The 23,058-nt window shown below is 44.0% G+C and carries 19 protein-coding genes; 6 read left to right on the forward strand and 13 right to left on the reverse strand.

Annotated elements, in window-relative coordinates; genetic code table 11:
- Window positions 1-703 precede the first annotated feature (703 nt).
- Genes K7A41_RS12625 through spt form a run of 5 tightly spaced genes read right to left on the reverse strand, consistent with a single transcriptional unit; the run spans window position 704 to window position 5,130 of the window.
- Window positions 704-1,102 carry a GtrA family protein gene (locus K7A41_RS12625; protein WP_265713967.1) on the reverse strand — a complete coding sequence of 133 codons (399 nt, stop codon included), beginning with the start codon at window positions 1,100-1,102 and terminating at the stop codon, window positions 704-706.
- 2 nt (window positions 1,103-1,104) lie between these two features.
- A complete protein-coding gene (locus K7A41_RS12630; RefSeq protein ID WP_265713968.1) occupies window positions 1,105-1,797 on the reverse strand; it encodes a CDP-alcohol phosphatidyltransferase family protein in 693 nt (230 codons plus the stop codon).
- 9 nt (window positions 1,798-1,806) lie between these two features.
- Window positions 1,807-2,799, reverse strand: a complete 993-nt coding sequence (locus K7A41_RS12635) for an NAD-dependent epimerase/dehydratase family protein (protein ID WP_265713969.1) — start codon at window positions 2,797-2,799, stop codon at window positions 1,807-1,809.
- The gene (locus K7A41_RS12640) at window positions 2,796-3,917 is read right to left on the reverse strand and encodes a hypothetical protein (RefSeq protein WP_028072158.1); all 1,122 of its coding nucleotides are present in this window, start codon (window positions 3,915-3,917) and stop codon (window positions 2,796-2,798) included. Before K7A41_RS12640 ends, K7A41_RS12635 begins: the two co-directional genes overlap by 4 nt.
- A 13-nt stretch (window positions 3,918-3,930) precedes the next feature.
- A complete protein-coding gene (gene spt / locus K7A41_RS12645) occupies window positions 3,931-5,130 on the reverse strand; it encodes a serine palmitoyltransferase (RefSeq protein WP_265713970.1) in 1,200 nt (399 codons plus the stop codon).
- Between the two features lie 408 nt (window positions 5,131-5,538).
- Between spt and smpB the strand changes: the two genes are divergently transcribed.
- A complete protein-coding gene (gene smpB, locus K7A41_RS12650) occupies window positions 5,539-5,994 on the forward strand; it encodes an SsrA-binding protein SmpB (RefSeq protein WP_028072156.1) in 456 nt (151 codons plus the stop codon).
- A 50-nt stretch (window positions 5,995-6,044) separates the two neighbouring features.
- On the opposite strand, the gene K7A41_RS12655 is transcribed toward smpB, so the two are convergent.
- From K7A41_RS12655 to K7A41_RS12675, 5 genes are all read right to left on the reverse strand, one after another.
- A complete protein-coding gene (locus K7A41_RS12655) occupies window positions 6,045-6,446 on the reverse strand; it encodes an acyl-CoA thioesterase (protein ID WP_028072155.1) in 402 nt (133 codons plus the stop codon).
- A 13-nt stretch (window positions 6,447-6,459) separates the two neighbouring features.
- Window positions 6,460-8,280, reverse strand: coding sequence for a MutS-related protein (locus tag K7A41_RS12660; protein ID WP_265713971.1), 1,821 nt, complete (start codon window positions 8,278-8,280; stop codon window positions 6,460-6,462).
- A 30-nt stretch (window positions 8,281-8,310) separates the two neighbouring features.
- Window positions 8,311-8,967 (reverse strand): protein-L-isoaspartate(D-aspartate) O-methyltransferase, encoded by a 657-nt coding sequence (locus tag K7A41_RS12665; RefSeq protein ID WP_028072153.1) that lies wholly within the window; start codon window positions 8,965-8,967, stop codon window positions 8,311-8,313.
- A gap of 191 nt (window positions 8,968-9,158) precedes the next feature.
- A complete protein-coding gene (gene priA / locus K7A41_RS12670) occupies window positions 9,159-11,642 on the reverse strand; it encodes a replication restart helicase PriA (RefSeq protein WP_265713972.1) in 2,484 nt (827 codons plus the stop codon).
- Window positions 11,643-11,747: 105 nt separating this feature from the next.
- Window positions 11,748-12,137, reverse strand: coding sequence for a DUF423 domain-containing protein (locus tag K7A41_RS12675; RefSeq protein ID WP_028072151.1), 390 nt, complete (start codon window positions 12,135-12,137; stop codon window positions 11,748-11,750).
- A 325-nt stretch (window positions 12,138-12,462) separates the two neighbouring features.
- Here K7A41_RS12675 and K7A41_RS12680 point away from each other — a divergent pair, with 325 nt between their 5' ends.
- The 3 genes from K7A41_RS12680 (at window position 12,463) to K7A41_RS12690 (ending at window position 17,264) form a co-directional block, all read left to right on the forward strand.
- Complete coding sequence (locus tag K7A41_RS12680) at window positions 12,463-15,102, forward strand: hypothetical protein (protein ID WP_265713973.1); 2,640 nt, start codon at window positions 12,463-12,465, stop codon at window positions 15,100-15,102.
- Between the two features lie 117 nt (window positions 15,103-15,219).
- The gene (locus tag K7A41_RS12685) at window positions 15,220-16,230 is read left to right on the forward strand and encodes a DHH family phosphoesterase (RefSeq protein ID WP_028072149.1); all 1,011 of its coding nucleotides are present in this window, start codon (window positions 15,220-15,222) and stop codon (window positions 16,228-16,230) included.
- A 23-nt stretch (window positions 16,231-16,253) separates the two neighbouring features.
- Window positions 16,254-17,264, forward strand: coding sequence for an FKBP-type peptidyl-prolyl cis-trans isomerase (locus tag K7A41_RS12690; RefSeq protein ID WP_265713974.1), 1,011 nt, complete (start codon window positions 16,254-16,256; stop codon window positions 17,262-17,264).
- Window positions 17,265-17,347: 83 nt separating this feature from the next.
- On the opposite strand, the gene K7A41_RS12695 is transcribed toward K7A41_RS12690, so the two are convergent.
- Genes K7A41_RS12695 through K7A41_RS12705 form a run of 3 tightly spaced genes read right to left on the reverse strand, consistent with a single transcriptional unit; the run spans window position 17,348 to window position 20,884 of the window.
- Window positions 17,348-18,520 carry an ABC transporter permease gene (locus K7A41_RS12695; RefSeq protein WP_265713975.1) on the reverse strand — a complete coding sequence of 391 codons (1,173 nt, stop codon included), beginning with the start codon at window positions 18,518-18,520 and terminating at the stop codon, window positions 17,348-17,350.
- An 11-nt stretch (window positions 18,521-18,531) separates the two neighbouring features.
- Complete coding sequence (locus tag K7A41_RS12700) at window positions 18,532-19,488, reverse strand: HlyD family secretion protein (protein ID WP_265713976.1); 957 nt, start codon at window positions 19,486-19,488, stop codon at window positions 18,532-18,534.
- A 1-nt stretch (window position 19,489) separates the two neighbouring features.
- Complete coding sequence (locus K7A41_RS12705) at window positions 19,490-20,884, reverse strand: TolC family protein (protein ID WP_028072145.1); 1,395 nt, start codon at window positions 20,882-20,884, stop codon at window positions 19,490-19,492.
- A gap of 281 nt (window positions 20,885-21,165) precedes the next feature.
- On the opposite strand from K7A41_RS12705, the gene K7A41_RS12710 reads away from it, so the two are divergent.
- Together K7A41_RS12710 and K7A41_RS12715 are read left to right on the forward strand one after the other, a co-directional pair.
- Entirely contained in the window at window positions 21,166-21,933 is a 768-nt protein-coding gene (locus tag K7A41_RS12710) for a TatD family hydrolase (protein WP_028072144.1), read from the forward strand.
- A gap of 12 nt (window positions 21,934-21,945) precedes the next feature.
- Window positions 21,946-22,965: an asparaginase gene (locus tag K7A41_RS12715; RefSeq protein WP_265713977.1), complete on the forward strand. Its 1,020-nt coding sequence runs from the start codon at window positions 21,946-21,948 to the stop codon at window positions 22,963-22,965.
- Window positions 22,966-23,058: the final 93 nt, after the last annotated feature.

Here is a 23,058-nt window from a genome sequence, read left to right on the forward strand (position 1 = left end):
GGCTGCTTCTTCCGCAGCAACCCGCCCTCCCTTGCGGAGTGGTGCAAAGATAGAAACTTTATGAACAAAGTTCCAAGCCTTTTGTCCTTATTTTTTTTGTTTTTGCCCTAACACGCTGGACAGGTGCACGATTGTTTTTCAAACTTGCTGCGCCGGGACCGCAAACAGGGTCCGAAAGCACGACAAGCTGCCCGGAGCCGGGTGCAGCTCTACCGGAAAAGCCGAACCGGACCGCGCGACGTGATAGACGGAAAGGACCTGCAGGGAGGCGTAGTACATACAGCCCAGTCGAACTGTACCGTTGTTGGGGGAACCGCAGGTGAGCGCTACACCAGCAACGCTAAATATGAAATATATACTAGAGTAAAATGTATCCAATTAGATAGGGTTTACTTAGGGTTTGTTAAGGTTTAGTTTAGGTGTTGATTAGGTAGTACCTAAACTAAACCTAACTTAAGGCTAGCTTAACATTATATTATCCCTAAATAAATATCAAGCTTAGTATCTGTGAACCGAAAATCATCCCATATGAACATATCAGGAACTATTTTGACCTCGCACTATTTGCAATTGCTGGGTGCATTTTTACACATGCGAATTACACGATACAAACCCGATCCGGAATAGAACATATTAGAATCGATCCGATATAGGAAGGATGGGACAAAAAGGGGAATAAAATTCTAAAATAGGATGGATAGCTTCATATCTTGCTATCGGTTTTAAATACCCAAAAACGTTGTAAGGTATAATTAAAACCTAAGGAGACCAAAAGTTCAACAAGCAGCTTCGAAAACAAAAAATTACCATGATATACATCAACCAGAAAATGTATACCCGTAGATTTAAGCGCAATGCTTCCACAGACGACGATAATAAACTTCCACAATTGGCTACCCACAGAATGTTTTGTACTTCCAAAGGACCAATATCGATTGATCAGGAAATTCACTATTGCGCCCAGACTTCCACTAATGGCATTGGAGAAAGGCGCACTGATATGGAGTAGCTTATAACAGGCCGAATATACCCCAAAATCAAACAGTCCGCCCAAGAAGGCGGAAAGTTGTGCTTTAAAAAAAGTAAACGCTCGTGAAGACATTTTTAACGGGACTCTTCCTGTTGTTTTTTCAATTTATCTTCTCTATCCTTTGCGTCACCTAGTTTTAGCAGGAGACGTGTGTCATTTGCATTGATAATAAAGAGCAATATACAGATGACCAATACACACCAATTGATGGAGCCAGGCATCAGCACTTCAAAAAGCATCACCAGACAAATAATGACTCGTATTTCAGTTGGACCAAGTATACCTGCGTCTATTGTGTATTTATCGGTAATTCTATACCGGAGCTGAGAGATGATCATCGCCCAGCCGTACAGGGACACCAGTGCAAATCCTAAATATTTATAATCTCCGGTCGTGTATAGCACATAGCCTAAACCGATAAAAACGGTACTGATCCAGTCCATTACAATATCAAGCGCAAATCCGTACCAACGTCGGGATTTGTTGCGATAAAAGGCTATACGGCCATCCAGCGAATCCCCAAACCATTGCACAAAAAAACCCGGGATCCCTAAAAGCAGATAGCGGATATCAACATATTCAGCCAACAGGAAACTTCCTAAAACGATTAGCGATCCAAGAAAACCAATTGCTGTAAGTCCATCTGATGTAATCCAATTCGGGATTCTCGGCACGAGATAAGTAATCAGCTTTTGTTCAGGCTGACTCAGGATATTTGTTCTTTTCCGGTCCTGAAAAAGCTTTTTATTTATTTTAAATTCACTCATTATCTGTGATTATAACCATTTATTTTGTTTATACCAAACCAAAGTCTCCATTAAGCCCGCTCGCAGATCATAATTAGGTCGGTAATGTATTTGGCGCTGAGCCGACGCTATATCACAGCCCCAGTTCTCGGCTGTAAGTTCGTTCAAGCGCTCGGGATATAATACGGGAATTGCCTTTGAATTTTTATATAAGCGCTCGAACATTACGGCTACAGCTTTTACTATCCCCAACGGAATATGCATTCGAAGCATTCTCTTCTGACCGAACTCCCTGAATATCTTAGCCATTTCATAACGGTCGTACACCTGTCCGTCACTTAGATTGTATACATGCTTCCCTCCCTGATCAAACCGGCAAGCGTTTAGGATGGCCTGCACGAGATCAGCGACATAAATAAAACTCAATTTTTGCGGTGACCTGCCAACATAGGCGTCCAAACCACCGTTCATCGTTTTAAAAAGAATAAAAATATCTTTTTCTCTTGGGCCGTACACTGCAGTTGGACGCAAAATCGTCAATGGCTGCTGGTCAAAATCGTTTAGAGCTAGCTCGGCCTTTCTTTTGCTGCGTCCATAAGCCGTCACTGGAGCATATGGGTTATGCTCGTTTATTAGACCTGAGGCATAGGAAACAGGCCCTATAGCAGCTAAGCTACTCACAAAAACAAATCTGCGGATTGGATTTTGAAGTGAAAAGCAGGCAGCAGCCAAGTTTCGCGTGTAGTTTACGTTAACGCGTTCCAAATCCTCCTCCCGCTTGGCACGGGTCATGGCTGCCGCATGGACAACATAGGTATAGTGCTCTGATTCCAGCAAGGCGCGGATAGCATCTACATCCGTAAAATCAGGGTAAACAAATTTATCCACTACAGAGCTAATTTCCGACACATCACTTGACTTACGTACTGCAGCGTGAACTTCCAGCCCTGCCTCTTTCGCTGCCCTAGTCAAATGATAACCTACAAAACCACTCGCTCCAGTGATTAATATCTTTTCTATCATAATGATTTCTGGTACAAACGATACCGTTTGTACAACTCTCCATTAATTTGTTCTATGGCATGGTTCATCATGTAGTTATGATCCAGCATCCACGAACATTCGGCTCCTTTTATATTTGAGCCGTTAGCATTTTTAATGATTCGACCATATAAACAGGCCTCTATCCCCAGTTTACGGTAATCTTCCAGTACGCCTAACATCAACACACGCAACAGGTTGATTTTCTTCATGCCAAACAGAAGTTTAAAAATTCCCGTGGGGAGCAAGCGCCCTCTCTTTATTTTAATAAGAATCTGATTAATATCCGGCACACCCAAACCAAAGCCCACAAGCTTACCATCTTTTTCAGCAAGAATGGCGAAACGCGGATCAAGAATCATCTTCAGGTCCTTGGCTGTATAATTAAACTCGTCTTCTGTCATCGGAACAAACCCGAGGTTCTTGTCCCAGGCTTTATTGTAAATCTCCCGGACTTTGGCCGCCTCGTTCTTAAAATCCTTTACATTAAATTGGCGAAGTGTAATACCCGAGCGCTTTAAACGTTCTTCCAGTTTCTCCAGCAACTTGACCGAACGTTGGTTGGCCGTATTTTCCATCACCAGATACGCCCTGAGGTCCACCTTTTGCGCGTAGCCCGCCCCAATGATCAGGTTTATATAATACGGAAAATTATAAGGCATCATCGCTACCGGGGGGCGGTCAAAGCCTTCCACCAACAGACCTACAGTATCATTGGTAGACAGATTGATCGGTCCTACTATCGTATCTCCGCCCTTAGCTTTCACCCACTTCTCGGCCGTGTCAAACAAGGCATCAGCCACTTCCTGATCGTCGATACAATCAAAAAATCCCCATTGTCCCTCATTAACATGATTGAACGCGTTATGATTGTTGTTCCATATCGCACAGATACGGCCAACGATTTCACCGTCGCGATAAGCAAGGAAGGGTTGGGCTTGAGAGTGTTTGTAAAAAGGATGCTTGTTCGGGGAAAGCAAATCTTCTTGTTCTAGAAATAAGGCAGGTACATAATTAGGATTTCCCTCATAGAGACTATGAGGGAAATCAATAAACAACCGTCTTTGTTTCTTTGTTTCAACGGGTATAATCTGAATCATATACGATTAGATTTTATATTAATGTTTCAACTTCAGCTTGTTTGAATACTTTAACCATCTTCTCAATGGCTTCGTCAATCTGATCATAAGTATGTGTTGCCATCAATGAAAAACGAATCAGGGACTCCTCGGCAGGAACCGCCGGAGACACTACTGGATTAACGAAAACACCATCATCCTGAAGCATTTTAGTGACCCAGAAAGTTTTTTCATTGCTACGAATAAATATAGGTAAAATCGGGCTTTCCGTCGCTCCAAGATCGAAACCATGATCCAACAGCTGCGCTTTGGCATAGTCCGTATTTTTCCATAACTTTTCGATATGTTCAGGCTCTGTTTGGATAATTTCCAAGGCCTTTAAGGTAGATGCCACTGAAGCGGGGGTCATGGAGGCACTAAACATCACAGAACGGGCATTATGTTTCAAGAAATCGATTACATCGGCATCTCCGGCAACAAAACCACCCAAGGAAGCCAAGGACTTACTGAATGTACCCATGATCAGATCGACCTCTTCGTTAAGACCAAAATGAGACGCTGTACCTGCTCCTTTATGCCCAATAACACCCAGGCTATGTGCATCATCAACCATTACAGCAGCGTCAAACTCATTGGCAATTGAGGTCAGTTCCGGCAAGTTAACAATATCACCTTCCATACTAAAGATACCGTCGGTACAGATTAACTTGGCACTTTCCTCCGGCAAACGCGATAATTTGGCACGCAGGTCCTCCATATTGTTGTGACCATATTTAATTACTTTCGCAAAAGACAGACGACTACCATCGATGATCGAAGCATGATCGCGTTCATCTAACAAAATATAATCGTTTCGTCCCATCAGACAGGAAAGCGGCCCAAGATTGGATTGGAATCCCGTGCTAAAAAGAATGGCAGCTTCCTTACCTACGTAAGCAGACAATTTTTCTTCCAGCTCCACGTGAATATCCAACGTACCGTTTAAGAAACGCGATCCAGCACATCCTGTTCCATACTTTTCCAAAGCATCTTGCGCTGCTTTGATAATACGTATATCGGTCGTCAACCCCAAATAAGAGTTAGAACCAAACATCAATACACGTCTACCATCGATTTTTACCTCGGTATCTTGTTTTGATTGAATAGGTCTAAAATAGGCATATAAGCCTTTAGCTTTTAACTCCTCTACAATCTTAAATTGCGATATCTTTTCGCCTAACTTTCCTTTACTCATGCGATAAAAAGGTATTTCTAAAACTATTTCTAACTTTTAGATGTTATTGTAACAAACAAAATTTCGAATTGGACTTTTATATAAAAAACTCGGCATTCGAATAAAAATCTGCTATATCCACAATGTAAGTTGAAATTCTACGTTGTATATATTCACAATAATTCCAAAAAACGTTGCAAACATACGAAAACATAATCTGACTTTCACTTAAATTTAGTCATATTTTTAACACATCGCCCAAAACTGTTAATTTTATTTTAATACTCCCCTAACATCTTCCTTCACAATTCTACTGTAAATAAGACAATTTTAATAATTATATTTGCGAACTTTAAATTATCCTATACTTAGTTACATTTAGGTTCATTGCACTAGCAATGGTATAGACTTACTAATATACAACAATATATGGCTTTATCTTCAGATATCAATATAAAAAATAAAAAAGCTTCTTTTGAATACCAACTACTGGATAAGTACGTGGCTGGCATCCGTCTATTAGGTACGGAAATCAAATCGATCCGGGAAGGAAAGGCAAATATCAACGATAGTTTTTGCAGCTTTTTCGATGATGGACTGTATATCCGTAACATGCATATCGCCGAATACAGCATGGGCTCATTCTATAACCATGAAGCAAAACGGGACCGTCAGCTTCTGTTGACTAAAAAAGAGCTGAAAAAACTAAAAGAAAAAGGTGAAGAACGGGGTTTTACCATCGTCCCCTTACGGATTTTTATCAGTTCCCGCGGTTTTGCGAAGGTCGAAATTGCATTAGCACAAGGTAAAAAAGACTTCGACAAGCGGGAAACTATTAAAGAGAGAGACGTCAAGCGCGAACTTGACCGGGTTATGAAATTTTAACTGATGGTTAGTTTTCCTGCACTGTGTCAACAGCACGCACTGCAGGAAAACTAATCAATATCCAGGCCTTCCAATACCGGAATTGGCTGTTTGTTCTCGCCAAGCGCAACGAAGGTGAACACGCCTTCAATAGCGAGCTCACGTCCCTCTTTATACATATGCTCCAAGTAGATTTCCACTTTCACTTTCAAGCTAGTACGCCCCACATTCTGAACCCGGGCAATTGCCTCAATAATACTGCCCGACGGGATAGCTTTGTTAAAATCAATGCGGTCCGTCGACACCGTGACCAGCGTTTTTCGGCAAAACCGCGTTGCGGCCATAAAGGACACCTCATCCATTATGGACATGGCCTTCCCCCCAAACAAGGTATCATGATGATTGGTCAAAAAGGGGAATACCGTATTGCAGACTCGTGTCTCCGATAAATCAATACGTTCTTGTAAAGTCATTTATTTCTCTTAATTATATATTTTCCTCAATGTCTATCCCAATGCCCTTCAGTAATAACGACGCATTGAATATTTTGCACTCGCCGCCCTTCAGCTTATAGTCAAACAACATCTGCCCTTCATCCACACGGATATCAAAATGATAATTTTTGATTGTTCCGGGTAATTCCTCTTCCAGGCTGGACAGTTGCAGATCATGTGTGGCTACCATACCTTTACCTGCGACACGGGCCAGTTGCCTGATGATAGCACGCGACCCCAAATATTTATCCACGGAGTTAGTGCCCCGTAACATCTCATCGATCAAAAAGAAACTGCTTGAATCGGCCGCAACGACATCCAGAATATATTTAACCCGATTTAGTTCTGCCTTAAATGTCGATGTGCTTTCATTTAAATTGTCTTTGATCCGCATATAAGATATCAAATTGTAAATAGGAAGACAAAAGGTCCTTGCAGCAACAGCTGCTCCCGCATAGGCCAGAACGGCATTGATACCGACGGTCCGCAAAAAGGTGCTTTTGCCGGCCATGTTAGAGCCCGTCACCAGGGCGATGCGATGATCGTTATTTGTATAATCATTTGCCACTGCCTGGCCAGCCGGGATAAGCGGATGGTAGATACCCGCGGCTTCTATTTTATCGTTAAGCGGATCGTCCAATATTACTGGATACGCGTAGTCGGGATGATTCCGTTTCCAAACTGCAAGACTATTGATTGCCTCAACCTCCGCCAACGTATCAAAAGCACTCAAAATATACTGCTCATACGTTTTCTTCCACTTGATAATAGCGAGTACCTGCCGAAAATCCCACAGCAAAAAGAGGTTCAAAAATAAGCCAACAAACACATTATTTCTCGCGTCCAGATTATTGATTAGACCGGCCAGCCTCTTAAAGGCCTCTGAGATCGGTTCGTTACGGTCGCCCTTCGTTAGCTTGCCCGCTATCTCCTGCATTGCGGGAGACATCCATGCCTGACTCTCGATGGAGCGTATAGCATCTGCGTAGGAACCCAAAACGGCCCCTATCTTATCAATACGGGAGGAAAACAAAGCCACACGACCTGATTTGGCCAAGGGCCAAAGAATATGAAACAATCCCAGAATAATCGCAATAGCAGCCATTTTCGAGAAAAAAAAACTTCCCACGAATGCAAGCAGCAATAAAATTGGCCCAGCATGGATATACAAACGCATAAAGCCATTACCAAATCGGAAATTGCCCTCTTGGAAATAACGGGACAAAAACGCTTTAATATCGACCTTTCGATGCAGATTACTCAGCAGTTTGGCCTGAAAATCCCAGCTCCATTCCGTTTGTTGTGCCAGTTCACCGGACGCTTCCTGATTACTCAAGATTCGTTTTTTGTCCAAGGGGGCATTGAGCCAGGTCGCAAGCAAATCGATTCCCTGCTGTGTAGTCGAACGATTTAACTGTGCAAATAATGAGTAGGAACCAAAGACATCCAGATCGGAACTATAAGGATGATTCCCGTCGACAAACTGCTCGCCATGCGCATAGATATTGGGACCTCCGGCAACGATTTTCCGTTCATTGGACAATATTTGCAGGTAGGCTTCAAAATAGGTTTTCTGAAGCTCAAGCTGGCTCTGTCTCCGGACCAGATAAGCAAATAAAAACAATAAGGAAAAAAAACAGACAAAAACCAACACAAGGCTCTGCAACTGAAATATGTAGAATAAGATGGCACCCCCGATCAGGATAACCATGAGCCGGGACAGATTAATGCGATTTACCGTTTTGGTTAAGCCGGCAACCACCGACGTCATCTCCTTGTGCTTCTGCTGGTATATTGTATCGATTGAACTCATGTGTAAAATTATATAGGGTGTCGGCTTCCCTTACCAGGCCTGATCGCCAACCAAGGGTACAAAGCGGAAAGTATCTAATTCAATCCGGTCAAACTCATTTTCTCCCACGCGGATTATGGTCATCATTTTCTGTGACTTCTCATCGCCTACCGGTATCACAAAAATACCGCCCATCTTTAACTGCTTCAGCATAATTTCAGGTACGTAGGGAGCCCCGGCAGTCACGATAATCTTGTCATATGGTGCGTGTTCTTCGATCCCTTTTGAGCCATCACCCAAAAAGAAATGCGCATGATATCCCATGTAAGGAAGCACCTGAATAGTCCTGTTGTAGAGATTTTCCTGCCTTTCTATTGTATATACCTCGGCCCCAAGCTCTAGTAGGATACAAGTTTGGTACCCCGATCCTGTGCCAATCTCCAGCACTTTATCTCCCTTTTTTACGTGGAGCAATTCCGATTGATAAGCAACAGTATAGGGCTGCGAGATCGTCTGTCCGTCACCAATCGGAAACGCAATGTCCCGATAAGCCTGGTTCCAAAAAGTCTCGTCAAAGAAAAAATGACGCGGCACCTTTCCAATCGCATCCAGGACTCTCTGATCTTCAATCCCCCGTCCCTTCAGATGCTCAACCAGCTTCTTTCGGGCTCCTTTTTCCCGGTAATTATCAATAAACTTATACGCCATGATGTTTCAAACTTAGATAAATTGCGTTTCATATGCAATATAATTGCAGTTTAATAATCGACAATTTATTTGGATCTGTCTGTTCTTTGATATTTATGATCATCTCGCAGGTATCCGTCGTGCTGCATATCTGTGGCTCACTGTTCTGACTGCCTGTTGTCCAATGGCCAAAAATTGTCGCCGTTGATCGTTTAATACGGGTCAACATCAAGCTGTATCCGCACACCGGTATTGGCCTTATCGATTTCAAAATCCAGAACGGCCGACCGGATCAGTTCCTTCACCTTCACAATACTGATGTTGGTCCGTTCAATTTTTAGGGTGATGGTCTGGATAAAATTGTTGCGGACACGGGAGACCAGTGGCGGCTCAGGCCCCAATACCCGTGTGCCGAGCTGCTGCCGGAGTGCAAGCGCGAAACGATTGGCAGCATCATAACATTTCTGGAAATCATTATGCTTGATATCAATACGGATCAAGCGATAGAATGGTGGATAGAAATAGTTTTTGCGTTCTGTGATTTCGGTCATAAACATACCTTCGTAGTCGTTGCTGACCACCTGCTCCAGCACTCTATGTTTGGTAGTGTAGCTTTGAATGATGACCCTCCCGCCGCCTTCCCTACGGCCTGCTCGTCCAGCTACCTGAGAAAACAGCGAAAAAGCGCGTTCGTAAGACCTAAAATCGGGAAAATTAATAATGGTATCGGCATTGATCACTCCGATCAGGCTCACACGCCCGAAATCCAGTCCTTTGGCAACCATCTGAGTACCGATCAATACATCAAATTCGTGCTCATCAAAAGCAGTGATGATCTTGTCAAAACCGTATTTACCTTTCGTTGAATCCAGGTCAAGGCGGCCGATTCGGACGTCTGGCATCAGCAGCTCCAGCTCCTCTTCGACACGTTCGGTTCCAAAGCCCTTACTCTCGATATGCGGCATTCCACAAGCAGGACAGACTCGTAGCGGCGGCTCTGCATGTCCACAATAGTGACAGTGCATCATATTCGAGCTTTTATGGTAGGTGAGACTGACATCACAGTTCACGCATTTAGCGACGAAACCACAGGTATTGCACTGGATCATTGTGGTATGTCCGCGTCTGTTCTGAAATAAGATCACCTGCTCTTTATTTTTGACCGCTTCCGCAATCCCCTGTAATAAGGTGCCGGAGAAATAAGAAAACATATTTTCCTTACGCCCTTCTTCGGGGATATTAATTAACTCTACACTGGGCAGCTGTGCATTCCCGTACCGTTCGAGCAACTGCACGAACCCGTACTTTTTAGCCTTGGCATTATAGTAGCTTTCCAAAGATGGCGTTGCCGACCCCAGCAGTACTTTACTTTGATGCAAAAAGCCAAGATAGATCGCCGTATCCCGTGCATGATACCTCGGTGCAGGGTCAAACTGCTTGTACGAAGTCTCATGTTCTTCATCGACAATGATAATGCCGAGATCCTGAAAGGGAAGGAAAACGGATGAACGGGCACCGATAACAACCTGAAACTCATTTTTCATCACCTTATGCCATACTTCTGCACGTTCATTGTCATTGAACTTAGAATGATAGACCCCCAGTTTATCTCCAAAATGCAGCTTTAACCGCGCGGTGATCTGCGCCGTCAATGCAATTTCTGGTAAAAGATATAAAGCGGATTTACCGGAAGCTATTGCCTGTTCGATCAGCCGGATATAGATCTGCGTTTTACCGGAGGCTGTGACGCCGTGAAGCAGCGTCACAGCCTTCGTCTCAAAAGCTTGCTGGATCGCATCATAAGCCCGCTGCTGATTTTCATTAAACTGAAAGTTGGCATCAAGGTCCATATCCTCTCCCTGAAATCGGGAAACCACTTTTTCTTTAATTTCGAAAACGCCCTTATCGACAAGGGCGGTAATTGCGCCATTCCCGCAACCGGATGCTTCTACCAGCATTGCGCGCGTAATATCTTCCGTCCGCTTCACGAGCTGCATGAAGGCCAGCACAGCATCCTGCTGCTTTGGCGCACGGTTGAGGCTATCCAAGAGCTCCCGCTTGGCCTCCTCATCTCTAAAATCTGGAGCGAGGCGTAAAAATGCCTTGGTCTTCGGCTTGTATCGTTCATGAATCTCCTCTGATATAAGGACGAGGCCCTTATCAAACAGCTGCTTCAATATTGGAAATACTGTTTTTTGTCCCAGTAGCTTCACAATATCACTGACTTTGAGTTCGCCCGCCACCTCAAGCGCTTCAATAATCAAATATTCTTTATCCGAAAGTGCCGTACGGTCAAAGTCAGCTGCCCTGGATAAGGCAACCTTGGTTTCGCTCGCCAGTTTCAATGCCGCAGGCAGAGCGGCCTGCATGACCTCCCCCAAGCTGCACATGTAATAATCCGCAAGCCAGTCCCATAATTTAAACTGCGCCAGATTGACGATAGGCTGATCATCAATGATATCCAGAATATATTTCGCCTCGTAATGGCGGGGTGCTTCATGGCTGATCGACTTGACGACAGCCGAATATATTTTATTTCGCCCAAACTGCACAATGACTCTTACCCCGACCTGTATACGGTCATTCCAATCCGCGGGAACACGGTAGGTATACGTTCGTGCCAGCGCCAAAGGCAAGACTACATCAATAAACAAGGTATCTCTTTCACTAAATATTGTAGATTGCGGATCGGACATAATTTCAAATTATGCGATAAAAATACAAAAAAAACAACAAGAGCCTTCCCGATTTATGTTCCGGAAGGCTCTTTCATAAGCACAAAGATTATATGTCGTCCAGCGCTAAGATTTATTTTTTAAAGCCGCCACAAACAGGGCGATCCAACCAACGATAAATGACAGGCCGCCCAGAGGAGTAATCGGCCCTAAGATTGCCGGATTACCAAAACCGGTGATCTCTCTGATGCTCAGAAGATATAAAGATCCCGAAAAAAAGAAGATACCAATAAGAAAAGCGATAAAGGAAACCTTTATTGAATAGGTTTTTGCACGTGAAAAGGTGGATAAAAACAACAATGCAAAGGTATGATAAAAATGATATTGATTTGCAGTCTTCCATGTGTCAATATGATATGCACTTACCTTTCCTTCCAGACCGTGGGCACCAAAGGCGCCTAATATTACAGCTAATGCTCCCAACAGCGAAGCAGTTAAAATGATTTTCTTATTCATTATAATAAAGTGAATGCTGAACACGTGTTTCTCCGATAAATGTATTAAAAACCGATTGAAATAAGGAATTTTTTGTTAAATTTATATTACAAACCCGCATTATTTGGAACGATTCGCTACTGCTTCCGGCATATTTTTATTAGGTTTGTTTTTGGATATGGGACCATCATGGATTTAAGTCGTCACAAGCAATGTCAAAAGAGCCCCGCGCGATCCTGCATTTCAATAAGTGATTCCTGATAGTTTCGTACACAAGCAACCCGGATGTAACGAATCCATATAAGGGCCTCTGGCTTTTCTATGGCGTTCATAAATATTTACTCTGATGAAAAAAACAATTATCATCACCATTCTACTATTCATCGCCGTCATTGTAGCCACGATCTACCTTTTTGGCGATTTTAATAAAAATAACAAACAAGACTCTAAAGCATTACAATATCTGCCCGAAAACACATTAGCGATTGCTTCTTTTGCCAACAATCAAACGGTAGACACGATATTCAGTGATTATGAACTGTTCCGGGCCATTCTGGGACAGGCCAATGTTGATCATCTGGAAAAACTGAAATCAGAGCTGCTGCAAAGTCCTCAATTTGCTCCTTTTGTCGAAGGACAGCAGATCCTGCTTTCCTTTCATCAGGAGAAGGACCAGATCACCCCACTATATAGCGTGCAGGTCGGACAAAGTCTCGACAACAACTCATTGGCAACCCTTATTGCCCAGGCTGGGAAAGGTTATCAGGTACAGCCATTGGATACCTTAGGGCAACGGTTCTATGCCTTGGTACAAGGGAGCAGAGACAGCACACTGTATTGTGCTTATTCACACGAGATTATTTTTGCCAGCTACTCCAAGAAAGTACTTGCTCAAGTATTTGACAAAAACGTAAAAAAGATAAACTCCAAAGAGATTGAGTTCTTCGTCACCCACAACAATAAAAATACGCCGCTAAGCTTATATTTCTTCAATGAACAGCTGGCGCAGGTAGCCCGCATATTCATGAAGTCCAAATTTGGCAGCTACCTCAATTTAGTCGATTCTTTAAAAGGGCAGACTTCCTGGAATATGAACTTCAAAAAAGATGCCTTTATCTTTAAGGGTGCAACAGACCTGACGGGAAGTAAAGACAGCTATCTACAGCTGTTTGCCCATCAGACTGCCCAAGTCCAGGCTTTAGGCAACTACCTTCCTAAAAATGCAGCCTCGTACATCGATTTCAGCATATCGGACGCTCAAAGCTTCCGTGCGGGGCTGAAAGAGCTATTCATACAGCAGAAAGAATATGACCGCCTGAGCAAGAGCATAAAAAACCTCGAAGAGGATACGAAAATGTCTTTCGACAGTATCGTCACACCACTGTTTAACGACGAGTTCGCACTGGCTGAATTGGACAATCAGGATGTACTCGGTTTGATCAGTATTTCCGATTCCAGCTTATTTGCAGACCACTTCAAAAAATTCAGTTCATCGGTCGGCGATTCCATTTACCAGTTTAAATATTCCAACTTGTTATACGCCTCTTTTGGCCAGCCTTTCAAAAACTTTAACAGGCCCTATTTTACCATTGTGGACAACATTATGGTCGTCGCCAGCCGAACAGGAATACTGAGGGATTATCGTGAATCCTTCCGCGAGAAGCAGTTCCTTTCTGGTACGGCTATATTCAAGAACCATGCGGCATTGCAGAGCAGCCGCAGCAATGTGACGTTTTATTTAGAACCGAAGGCCGGCAAAAGCAACATCTTGGACAATCTAAAAACAGCATATGCCACAAATTTTAAGGATGACGAGCAATTTGGTTTCCAGAATTTCTACTCCTGGTCTTATCAGTTAAGTGGCAATCAAGGCACTTTTACCTCCAGTCTATATGCACTTTATAAAAGCGACACCCGGCTCGGCGGCAAACCAGAGTGGAGCGTACAGCTTGAAAACCGGCTCATCAACAAGCCATGGATTCTGGATCAGGATGGCAAAAACAAGTTTATCCTGCTCCAGGAACAGGATCACACTGTACATGCCTTTTCACCGGACGGCAAAGAACTATGGCAAAACCTGTTTCAGGGAGAGATCTTGGGAGAACCCATCCAGCTGCAGGACCTCAGTATCCTTGCTGTGACTAAAAACCGGCTCTATCGCTTTATGCCGGACGGAAAAAACCTGAGCGGCTTTTCTGTCGCATTGCCTTATCAAGCAAGCTATGGTGCCACCGTCTCCAATTTCAATAAAGAACAACGGATCTACATTCCTGCGACTGACCGTATCCTGGCTTATACCCTGGAAGGAAAGCGGGTAGAAGACTTTGAAAACAATACTGTCGACAGCCGGATCCTTTTCGACTTAAAAACAACCACTTTAGGCCAGACCAACTACCTCATCGCAGGGACGAGTACCGCTTCTATTTACTTCTTTGACCAGAATGGAAAAATAATCCGTAAAAAGACAGTGGATACCGATGGTGAGAGCGTCAAGAATCCGATTGGGCTCGTGGCTGCCTCCGACGAAAAAAATTCTTTTGTGTATGTCGCCGACAATAAGGGCCATGTCTTTAAAGTACCATTCGAGGGCGAGGCAAAAAAAATTAGACTGGGCGACTGGAGTAAAGATGTATTCTTCAATTTTGAAGATATCAGTGGCGGGGCAGACCGGGATTTTGTTATCTTATCGAATAATAAATTAAACAGCTATAGTTCGCGGGACTCTTCTTCCTATTTCGAATATAAATTTATTGATGACGTCAGCAACAGGCCGCTCTTCTTTAAGCGTATCGGTAAATCGGATGTACTTGGTGTCGGCACCGACAACCGCATGATCTATGTCTTCGGATCTGACGGACTGGTTCAGGAAGGTTTCCCGATGGAAGGCTTTTCGAAGTTCTACTATGGACCGATTAACTACGGCGACAATGCCAACTATCTCATCTGTATGAAGCGGGATTTTAAGGTATATGTATATAAATTTTAAAAACTTGAAAATCAAAATTTTAAACTACATATACCACAGAGCAGCATGCAAAAGATGTTTATAAAAAATTTGTTTAATCTAATTTTTTTATAGTAGGTTTGCAGACTTAATATGACTATGCTGAAATCCGAAGAATTAAAAAGAATATTGGCTGAGCCAAAGCAGATTGTAATCACAACCCATTACAAACCAGATGGGGATGCTTTGGGCTCCTCGTTGGGATTGTATTTCTGGCTTACTGCAAAAGGACATCGCGTTAATTTAATTGTACCCTCTGACTTTCCCGCTTTTTTGGATTGGCTACCGGGTCTGGATAATGTACAGATCTATACACAGGATATTCCTTTACACGACCGGCAGATTGCTGACGCGGACCTGCTGTTCTGCTTGGACTTCAATGGCCTCGGTCGCATTCAGGAAATGGGAGAGCCTATCCGACAGGCGAGAGGAATCAAATGCATGATCGACCATCACCTTGATCCAGAAGGTTTTGAAGACTATGCCTACTGGGATCCGACAGCCGCTGCAACAGCACAATTGATCTATCGCTTCTTGGTAGACGAGATGCAGGATGCAGAACATATCAGTGCCGACATGGCGACCTGTCTATATACCGGGATTATGACTGACACCGGATCTTTCCGATTCCGCTCCACCACATCCGAAATCCATCGGATCATCGCCTCATTAATCGACTGTGGAGCACAAAACTGGGCCATCCATGAAGAGATCTATAACAGTTCGTCGGAAAACCGGCTTAAATTTCTCGGATTCTGTCTGCTCAACCGCCTCGAAGTAATCCATCCATACAATGCAGCCATCATCCATGTCACCAAAGAAGACCTCCAGCAGTTTCAGGTAATTACCGGCGATACTGAAGGACTTGTCAATTATGCGTTATCCATCAAAGGAATTCGCTTAGCTGCATTAATTATTGACAGAAGTGAACAAATTAAACTATCTTTGCGATCGATTGGCGAAGTACCCTGCAATGAGATCTGCAAATTGTATTTCAATGGTGGAGGGCATCTCAACGCTTCCGGTGGCAATTCAAAAGAAAGCCTCGAAGCCGTGATTGCAAAATTCAAGTCGATTTTACCAATTTATAAAGAAATATTAACAAAATAAGATATCGTAACATACATTAGAAAATGAAGAAAGCAATTCTATTTTTCGCGGCTGCCGGTCTTTTGATGACGTCATGCCAAAATTTTAAAAAGGCTGAAGGTGGTCTTGAGTATAAAATCGTGGATGACAATGCAAAAGAGAAAGCAGTATCCGGAGATTTACTTTCCGTGGACATGATCGTCAAGTCAGATAGAGATTCTGTATTGCAAAGTACTTTCGATATGGGTATCCCCCAGATCGTTCAATTATATGCAGATAGTATCATCGCCAAAAACCCAGGTGATCCAACAGGTTTATTCAAATATGTCGGTGAAGGCGATAGCTTGGTATTCAAAATTAATCTGGATTCCGTAGCAGCAAAAACACATCAACCAAAGCCTGAATTTGCGGACAAATACATCATCTATTCGATCAAAGTTCAAAAACACTTCAAAAAGGGCAAATTGACAGATCAGCAACTGGGTGAACAAGTTCAAAAATATTTTGAGGAGCAGTTAAACAAACATAAGGCTGCTGAACCTGCAAAAATCGAGAAATACATTAAAGACAAAAACTTAAAAACAACAAAAACGGCTTCAGGTCTTCAATATATTATCACCAAGCCGGGAACAGGCGCCAATGCCAAAGTAGGTGACTCTCTTCAGGTAAACTACGTAGGTTCATTGACTACCGGCGTTGTCTTTGACACCAACCTTCCGGATATTGCGAAGAAAGAGAAGATTTTCATGCCACAACGTCCTTACGAAGCATTGAAATTCCAGTTAGGTGTTGATGGTGTTATCCCAGGATGGACTGAAGCATTCCAGCTATTCAACAAAGGCACCAAAGCTACGTTGGTCATTCCATCTTCTTTGGCTTACGGTGATCGTCCATCAGGTAAAATTCCGCCTTATGCTCCACTTGTATTCGAAGTTGAGGTATTGGATATCAAACCGGGAAAAGTTCCGGCTCCAGCAGCAACAACTCCAGCGGCTCCGGGTACTACAGCACCTGCAACAGCTGCTCCTGCAACTAAAGCACCTGCTAAAAAATAAACAACAGGTTTTCGAAGGACTTTATACAAAAGCGCCGTTTCATTTCACGAAACGGCGCTTCGTTTTTAAAGGTGCTCCTCACCTCAGCTTTTCGTTTGCTTGGCAGCCTGCTTCATCTTCCTAATTTTTATCCACAGCACGATAAGGGCCAGCACAAAAGATAGCGTCATAATAATGGTCAATGCCAGAAGTGCTTTATCCGTATGATAATTTTCGGCATGCTGAATAAACATCAGCCTAAATATGCGGAGATAATGCGTAGACGGAATAACATTCGCTATGGCCTGTATCCATCCCGGCATCAAGCTCGATGGCCAGGTGAAGCCGCTCAGAATGAAAGCAGGTGTCGCGATCACCATCAGCACTTCAGTCGACTTTAACTGCGATGGCAATACGATGCTGACCAATACCCCAATAAAGCATACCGCTAGCAGAAACACCGTCGTACAAAGTATAAAGCGGCCAAAATCGGCATGCAGTGGCATGTGATAGTATTTTCCAAATCCCCAGTACAACAATAGGATACCGATCGACATCAATACATAGGGCAATATTTTGACCAAAATAAGCCCAATTGGATTCGACACTTTGTTGACCAGATCAGGAAAGGTATTGTTTTCGAATTCCGAGGAAAACGACAAGGCCAGGCCCAGCAGCAGGACCTGTTGCAGGACGGTAATCAGGACGCCGGGCAACATGAAATAAAGATAGTTGCCACTGCGGATATTCTGCTTGATGATGGTCGTCTTAAAAGGTTCGTATTGCTGCGCTGCAATTTTTGCGGGCACTCCCCTTTTCATCTGTGACTGGATCTGTATACCAGCTTTGAGCGTCATGGCACATACGTTGACAGCCATTAGCGCGGTATTGGAAGTCAGCGTATTTGCGCCATCCACAAAGACAGTGATTTCGGGCAGGCGGCTTTGCTGCACTCCTGAAGCAAAACCACGGGGGATATGGACAATGGTCGTGGCATCGAATTGAATTGCCACATCTTTTGAATCAAATAATGACGGCAACACTTTAGCCACCCGAATACTCTCGTTGTCCGATAGCATATCAATAAACGAACTACTCAAGGGGCTATTGTCTTCATCGACCACCACAACGGGCATTTCGGTCACCTTCCCTTGCTGATAGACATGTCCTACAAGAATCCCATACAGTACAGGAGCGCCCAGAAAAAGCATCAGCAGCACCTTATTGTTGAAAAACAGGCGAAATTCACGCTGTAACAATGCTAAAAATTTTTTCACATCCTGACGGTTTAATTCGCATGGAGAATCACCAGCGTTTTGGTTAGCAAATCCTTCGTACCGGCGGCATCCTCCGGTACGACTTTTAATTCAAATACGGCAAGCTGCGGATCGAAATCCGGATAAGCCGAAGCAATGTTGGCGTACGCATTCAGGGCTTTTATGCTCACTACTTTCGCGCTGACTTTTTTGTGGTTTAGATAAGGTATCTCTACCTCTACAGCTCCGCCCTTTTGCAAGTTTCCGATCTGATTTTCGGGCAAGGTGAATCTAAAATATGTAGAACGGTCGAGATAACCATTGATAATGGGGTAGCCCGCCATTGCCAGTTCGCCTATCTTCAGGTTGATCGTCTCCACGCTCATGTCCTGTGGCGCTATGACATATTTTTCCTGCGCAGCCACATTGACTTCAGATACTGCACCAAGTGCCCGCTCTTTCTGTCCGAGCGCCATGATCTGCTGTTCACGTCTTGCACCATTGCGTGCTTCCTCCAGTTCAGCCTGAGCCGCCAGATACTGGTTTTTCGCTCCCTGATACTTCGCGTAGGTCTCATCATACTTTTGTTGCGGTATCAGGCTGTCCAGCAATAATGCTTCCAGTCGGCCGATTGATTTTCTGGCAAATTCGTACTGTTCTTTGAGTCCATCCACTTTTGCCTGCAATTGGACGAGCTGGCCCTTCGTCGCCCCTTTGACAGCCATATTATATTGTGCGTCCGCCGACTGAAGCGCGCCTTTTGCCTGCTCCTCTTTTGCATCGACTTCAGGAATGCTTAAAATCGCCAGGGTATCGCCGGCATGTACCAGATCCCCCTCTTCGACAAAAATCTTGGCAATCTTGCCAGGAACCTTGGTCACTACCGACACCTGCTCACGCTCCACCTTTCCCTCTATCGGTTTTTCCTTGACTTCTTCTGAACAGGCAACAAAAATAAGCACGGATAATAGTCCACATAAATTCTTCATGTTACTCATGTATAGTTTGTAATAATTTTCCGGATGTATGTAATAGCTCTACAGCAGCCGTCCGCTGCTGTAAAACATTATTGAAATAACCAAGGTTCACTTTGTACCACTCATTCTCCGTCGCGAGCAGTTCGGTCACATCGATCAGTCCGGCCTGATACTGCTTTACAGCCATGGATAAATTGTTTTGGGCAACTTTCAGCTGCTGTTCGCCTACCTTCAGCTTCTGGTTTCCCGTTGTATAGTTCACCTTGTTCTTGCTCAGCAGCAGGTTGAGCTTCTCTTCGGTATCCTCCTTTTTGGTCGCGTTGATGGTCTGATCCAGTTTGACTTGTTTTATCTTGTTCTGATGTTCTCCCCCTGTATAGAGATCCCATTTTACTCCAAGACCAACCAACAGATTGGGATTACCTCTGATCGAATTAAGGGGCAGATTCACCGTCCCCAATAGAGGCTGATCCTTTATGCTGAGTTTAGAATTAAATACGTTGAGGTAATTGGCGGAGCCGAAAGCAAAGACTGCAGGCAAAGAACCTCCTTTTTCTTTTTTATATAAATATTCATACGCTTTGGATGAAGCCTCCAACGCCTTCAGCTCAGAACGCTGATCGACGTTGTCGGGAATTTCCGTCAGGAAAATTGGCTGAAGTGTATAGTGGATGCCCCCTACCTCCTCAAACGGAACACTGGTTTCCTGCTGGATCTTCTGGCATAGAAGGTCGCGGTTTCCGGCGACCTCGACTTTCTTCTCCTCCAGTTCGAGCAGTGCCAGTTTGAGCTTATCACGGTCATAAGGAATGGCCAGACCGTTCTGGATCGCTTTATTGACTTTTTCCTGTTCTTTCTTCAACCTTTTTTCTGAATCTGCTATCAGCTTATCGACTTCGTCAAGCAGCATCAACTGGTCAAAGGAAGCTATAATATCTTTAGAGAGGGTCTCACGGCTTGCTGACTCCAGATATTGCTGGGCAAGGGCCTTTTCTTTCAGCGCTTTTATCCCATTGGGTATCTGCAATCCTGAAAAGATAATTTGTCTCACCGAAACACCGGCGTAGGCGGCCTGCCCATGCATGCTGAATCCCGTTGCGCCCTCAAATAGCCCCAAGTTTAACAGGGGCACATTCACGGTGGGGATATCCACACTGCCATTGCTATGTACATAACCATACAGTCCGAGTGCCGAGACATGAGGCAGCTTATTGGCTTTAACACCTTCGGCCTCCAGCCGCGCCTTGTCCACCTCATAGGTCTTCAGTTTCAACTCCTTGTTGGTTTGAAAAGCTCTCTGAATAATATCTTTTACAGATGGGTCAATCAAAGACTGAGCATGCAGGCTATTTAAACCGATGACCGATGCTAAGGTGACCAAACCCAAGCTTAGTTTCTTATTCATCATTTTATACCATTTATTCTAAAAATAGGGCTACAGCCGTTCTCTTGTTTAACAGCAAATCATGCAGTATGTTTTGCCGCGTCGCGTTTTTCTGAATTCTTTCTTCCGCCATCACGGCGCCTTCAATACAAGAAAGAGAATACGTTATTAATTTTCATTTTGTTAATTAATAAGTTATCTTTGGAGAGCGAATTGAAATTTTGGTAATGAACACTACCTCTTGATTCGAGAATAACAAAAAGTAAAGTTACCCTAATCCGCTTTTTGCCTCCACGCAGAAAACTATGTTGCTTACAGATACACACACACACATTTATTACCATGCAGGTACGCCAAAGCTGCAGGAGCATCTACAGCGCTGTTTTGACAACGGTATACAGCGCCTTTTCCTGCCGAATGTCAATAGTGCCTCCATCAAGCCGGTTTTTGATACCGTTGCGGCTTATCCCGAACACTGCTTCCCCATGCTCGGACTCCATCCCTGCGATGTGAAAGCGAATTATGTGAACGAGTTAAACACGATCCAAAAGAGCTTGGAAAATAACAAAGTCCATGCCATAGGCGAGATCGGACTAGATCTTTACTGGGACAAGAGTACGCTGGAGATCCAAAAAGAAGCCTTTAGAATCCAGGTTCAATGGGCCAAAGAGCTTCATTTACCGATAGATATCCATTGCCGTGAAGCCTTCCCCCAATTATTTGAACTTTTGGAAGAACTCCATGACGAAAGACTGTTTGGCGTTCTTCATTGCTTCACCGGAACGCTGGAGCAAGCACAGCTGGCCATTGATCTGGGCTTTGCCCTCGGCATAGGCGGCGTTGTTACCTTCAAGAAAGCTGGCCTGGATCATGTGGTCAGGGAGATCGACCTGCAACATATCGTGCTGGAAACGGATGCTCCTTACCTTGCACCGGTCCCCTATCGCGGCAAGGAAAACGAAAGCAGCTATTTAGTCTATATCGCCCAGAAAGTGGCTGACCTCCATGCTGTGTCCATGGACACGGTAGCCAGCATAACAACAGAAAACTCAAAACGTATATTTGGTATATAATCTACACAACCCATGCACAATATCTTTATTATCTACACAGGAGGGACCATAGGGATGGTCAAAGACGAAACAGGGACGTTCGTTCCTTTCGACTTTGAACTGATTAAGCGCAACCTTCCTGATCTAAGCCGGCTGGATTATAAACTTACCGTACATTCATTCGAACCGATCATCGACTCATCCAACATGAAGCCGGAGATCTGGATCGAAATGGCGCAGATTATCAAGGATAATTATGAGGACTACGATGGTTTTGTTATTTTGCATGGTTCTGATACAATGGCCTTTACCGCTTCCGTACTAAGTTTTATGCTGGAAGGGCTGCAGAAACCTGTTATCCTCTCAGGCTCCCAGCTGCCTATTGGTGAGATCCGCACCGATGCACGGGAAAATATGATGACGGCCCTTGAAATTGCGTCGGCAAAGCAGGACGGTGTTTCCATTATCCAGGAGGTCTGTATCCTCTTCGACAATAAATTATTCCGCGGCAACCGTTCCTTCAAGTATAATTCTGCCAAATTCGAGGCCTTTAGGTCACCAAACTATCCTGTTCTGGTAGAAGCCGGCATTCACCTCAAATACAACACGGATGCCCTGCTGAACAATGTCAACAAAGAATTTATCTTACATACCAAATTAGACAACCGAGTTGCCGTACTAAAACTCTTTCCGGGTATATCAGCGCAGACCATCAAGGCGGTGCTCGACTCTGATGTTCGCTCCATTGTAATGGAAACCTTTGGCTCGGGCAACACGACGACCGATAGCTGGTTTCTGGATCTGCTCAAAGAAGCGATTGACCAGGGCAAAAATATCCTTAACATTTCGCAGTGTAAAGTTGGGTCAGTGGAATTGGGTCGGTATGAAACTTCCCAAGGCCTTAAAGCAATAGGCGTGCTCAACGGCTACGACCTCACCTTTGAAGCCGCAGTCACAAAACTGATGTACCTACAGGGTGAACTCGAAGATCAAAAAGAGGTCGCTTACTGGGTTGAAAAAGACATTCGTGGAGAATTGACTGTTAACGATTAAACCATCATCTAGCGGTCTTGTAAAATAGACGCCTACAAACATGTCGTGATTCCAATAAAAGAGGGCTACAGTGGAGGTCTTGAAAACCGGGAT

It is taken from the genome of Sphingobacterium sp. InxBP1 (assembly GCF_026191775.1).
Classification (GTDB): Bacteria; Bacteroidota; Bacteroidia; order Sphingobacteriales; family Sphingobacteriaceae; genus Sphingobacterium; species Sphingobacterium thalpophilum.

What these genes read in the sequence shown, in the direction of transcription:
- K7A41_RS12625 (WP_265713967.1), bottom strand. Translation starts at nt 1,102, where the DNA reads ATGTCTTCACGAGCGTTTACTTTTTTTAAAGCACAACTTTCCGCCTTC.
- K7A41_RS12630 (WP_265713968.1), bottom strand. Translation starts at nt 1,797, where the DNA reads ATGAGTGAATTTAAAATAAATAAAAAGCTTTTTCAGGACCGGAAAAGA.
- K7A41_RS12635 (WP_265713969.1), bottom strand. Translation starts at nt 2,799, where the DNA reads ATGATAGAAAAGATATTAATCACTGGAGCGAGTGGTTTTGTAGGTTAT.
- K7A41_RS12640 (WP_028072158.1), bottom strand. Translation starts at nt 3,917, where the DNA reads ATGATTCAGATTATACCCGTTGAAACAAAGAAACAAAGACGGTTGTTT.
- spt (WP_265713970.1), bottom strand. Translation starts at nt 5,130, where the DNA reads ATGAGTAAAGGAAAGTTAGGCGAAAAGATATCGCAATTTAAGATTGTA.
- smpB (WP_028072156.1), top strand. Translation starts at nt 5,539, where the DNA reads ATGGCTTTATCTTCAGATATCAATATAAAAAATAAAAAAGCTTCTTTT.
- K7A41_RS12655 (WP_028072155.1), bottom strand. Translation starts at nt 6,446, where the DNA reads ATGACTTTACAAGAACGTATTGATTTATCGGAGACACGAGTCTGCAAT.
- K7A41_RS12660 (WP_265713971.1), bottom strand. Translation starts at nt 8,280, where the DNA reads ATGAGTTCAATCGATACAATATACCAGCAGAAGCACAAGGAGATGACG.
- K7A41_RS12665 (WP_028072153.1), bottom strand. Translation starts at nt 8,967, where the DNA reads ATGGCGTATAAGTTTATTGATAATTACCGGGAAAAAGGAGCCCGAAAG.
- priA (WP_265713972.1), bottom strand. Translation starts at nt 11,642, where the DNA reads ATGTCCGATCCGCAATCTACAATATTTAGTGAAAGAGATACCTTGTTT.
- K7A41_RS12675 (WP_028072151.1), bottom strand. Translation starts at nt 12,137, where the DNA reads ATGAATAAGAAAATCATTTTAACTGCTTCGCTGTTGGGAGCATTAGCT.
- K7A41_RS12680 (WP_265713973.1), top strand. Translation starts at nt 12,463, where the DNA reads ATGAAAAAAACAATTATCATCACCATTCTACTATTCATCGCCGTCATT.
- K7A41_RS12685 (WP_028072149.1), top strand. Translation starts at nt 15,220, where the DNA reads ATGCTGAAATCCGAAGAATTAAAAAGAATATTGGCTGAGCCAAAGCAG.
- K7A41_RS12690 (WP_265713974.1), top strand. Translation starts at nt 16,254, where the DNA reads ATGAAGAAAGCAATTCTATTTTTCGCGGCTGCCGGTCTTTTGATGACG.
- K7A41_RS12700 (WP_265713976.1), bottom strand. Translation starts at nt 19,488, where the DNA reads ATGAAGAATTTATGTGGACTATTATCCGTGCTTATTTTTGTTGCCTGT.
- K7A41_RS12705 (WP_028072145.1), bottom strand. Translation starts at nt 20,884, where the DNA reads ATGATGAATAAGAAACTAAGCTTGGGTTTGGTCACCTTAGCATCGGTC.
- K7A41_RS12710 (WP_028072144.1), top strand. Translation starts at nt 21,166, where the DNA reads ATGTTGCTTACAGATACACACACACACATTTATTACCATGCAGGTACG.
- K7A41_RS12715 (WP_265713977.1), top strand. Translation starts at nt 21,946, where the DNA reads ATGCACAATATCTTTATTATCTACACAGGAGGGACCATAGGGATGGTC.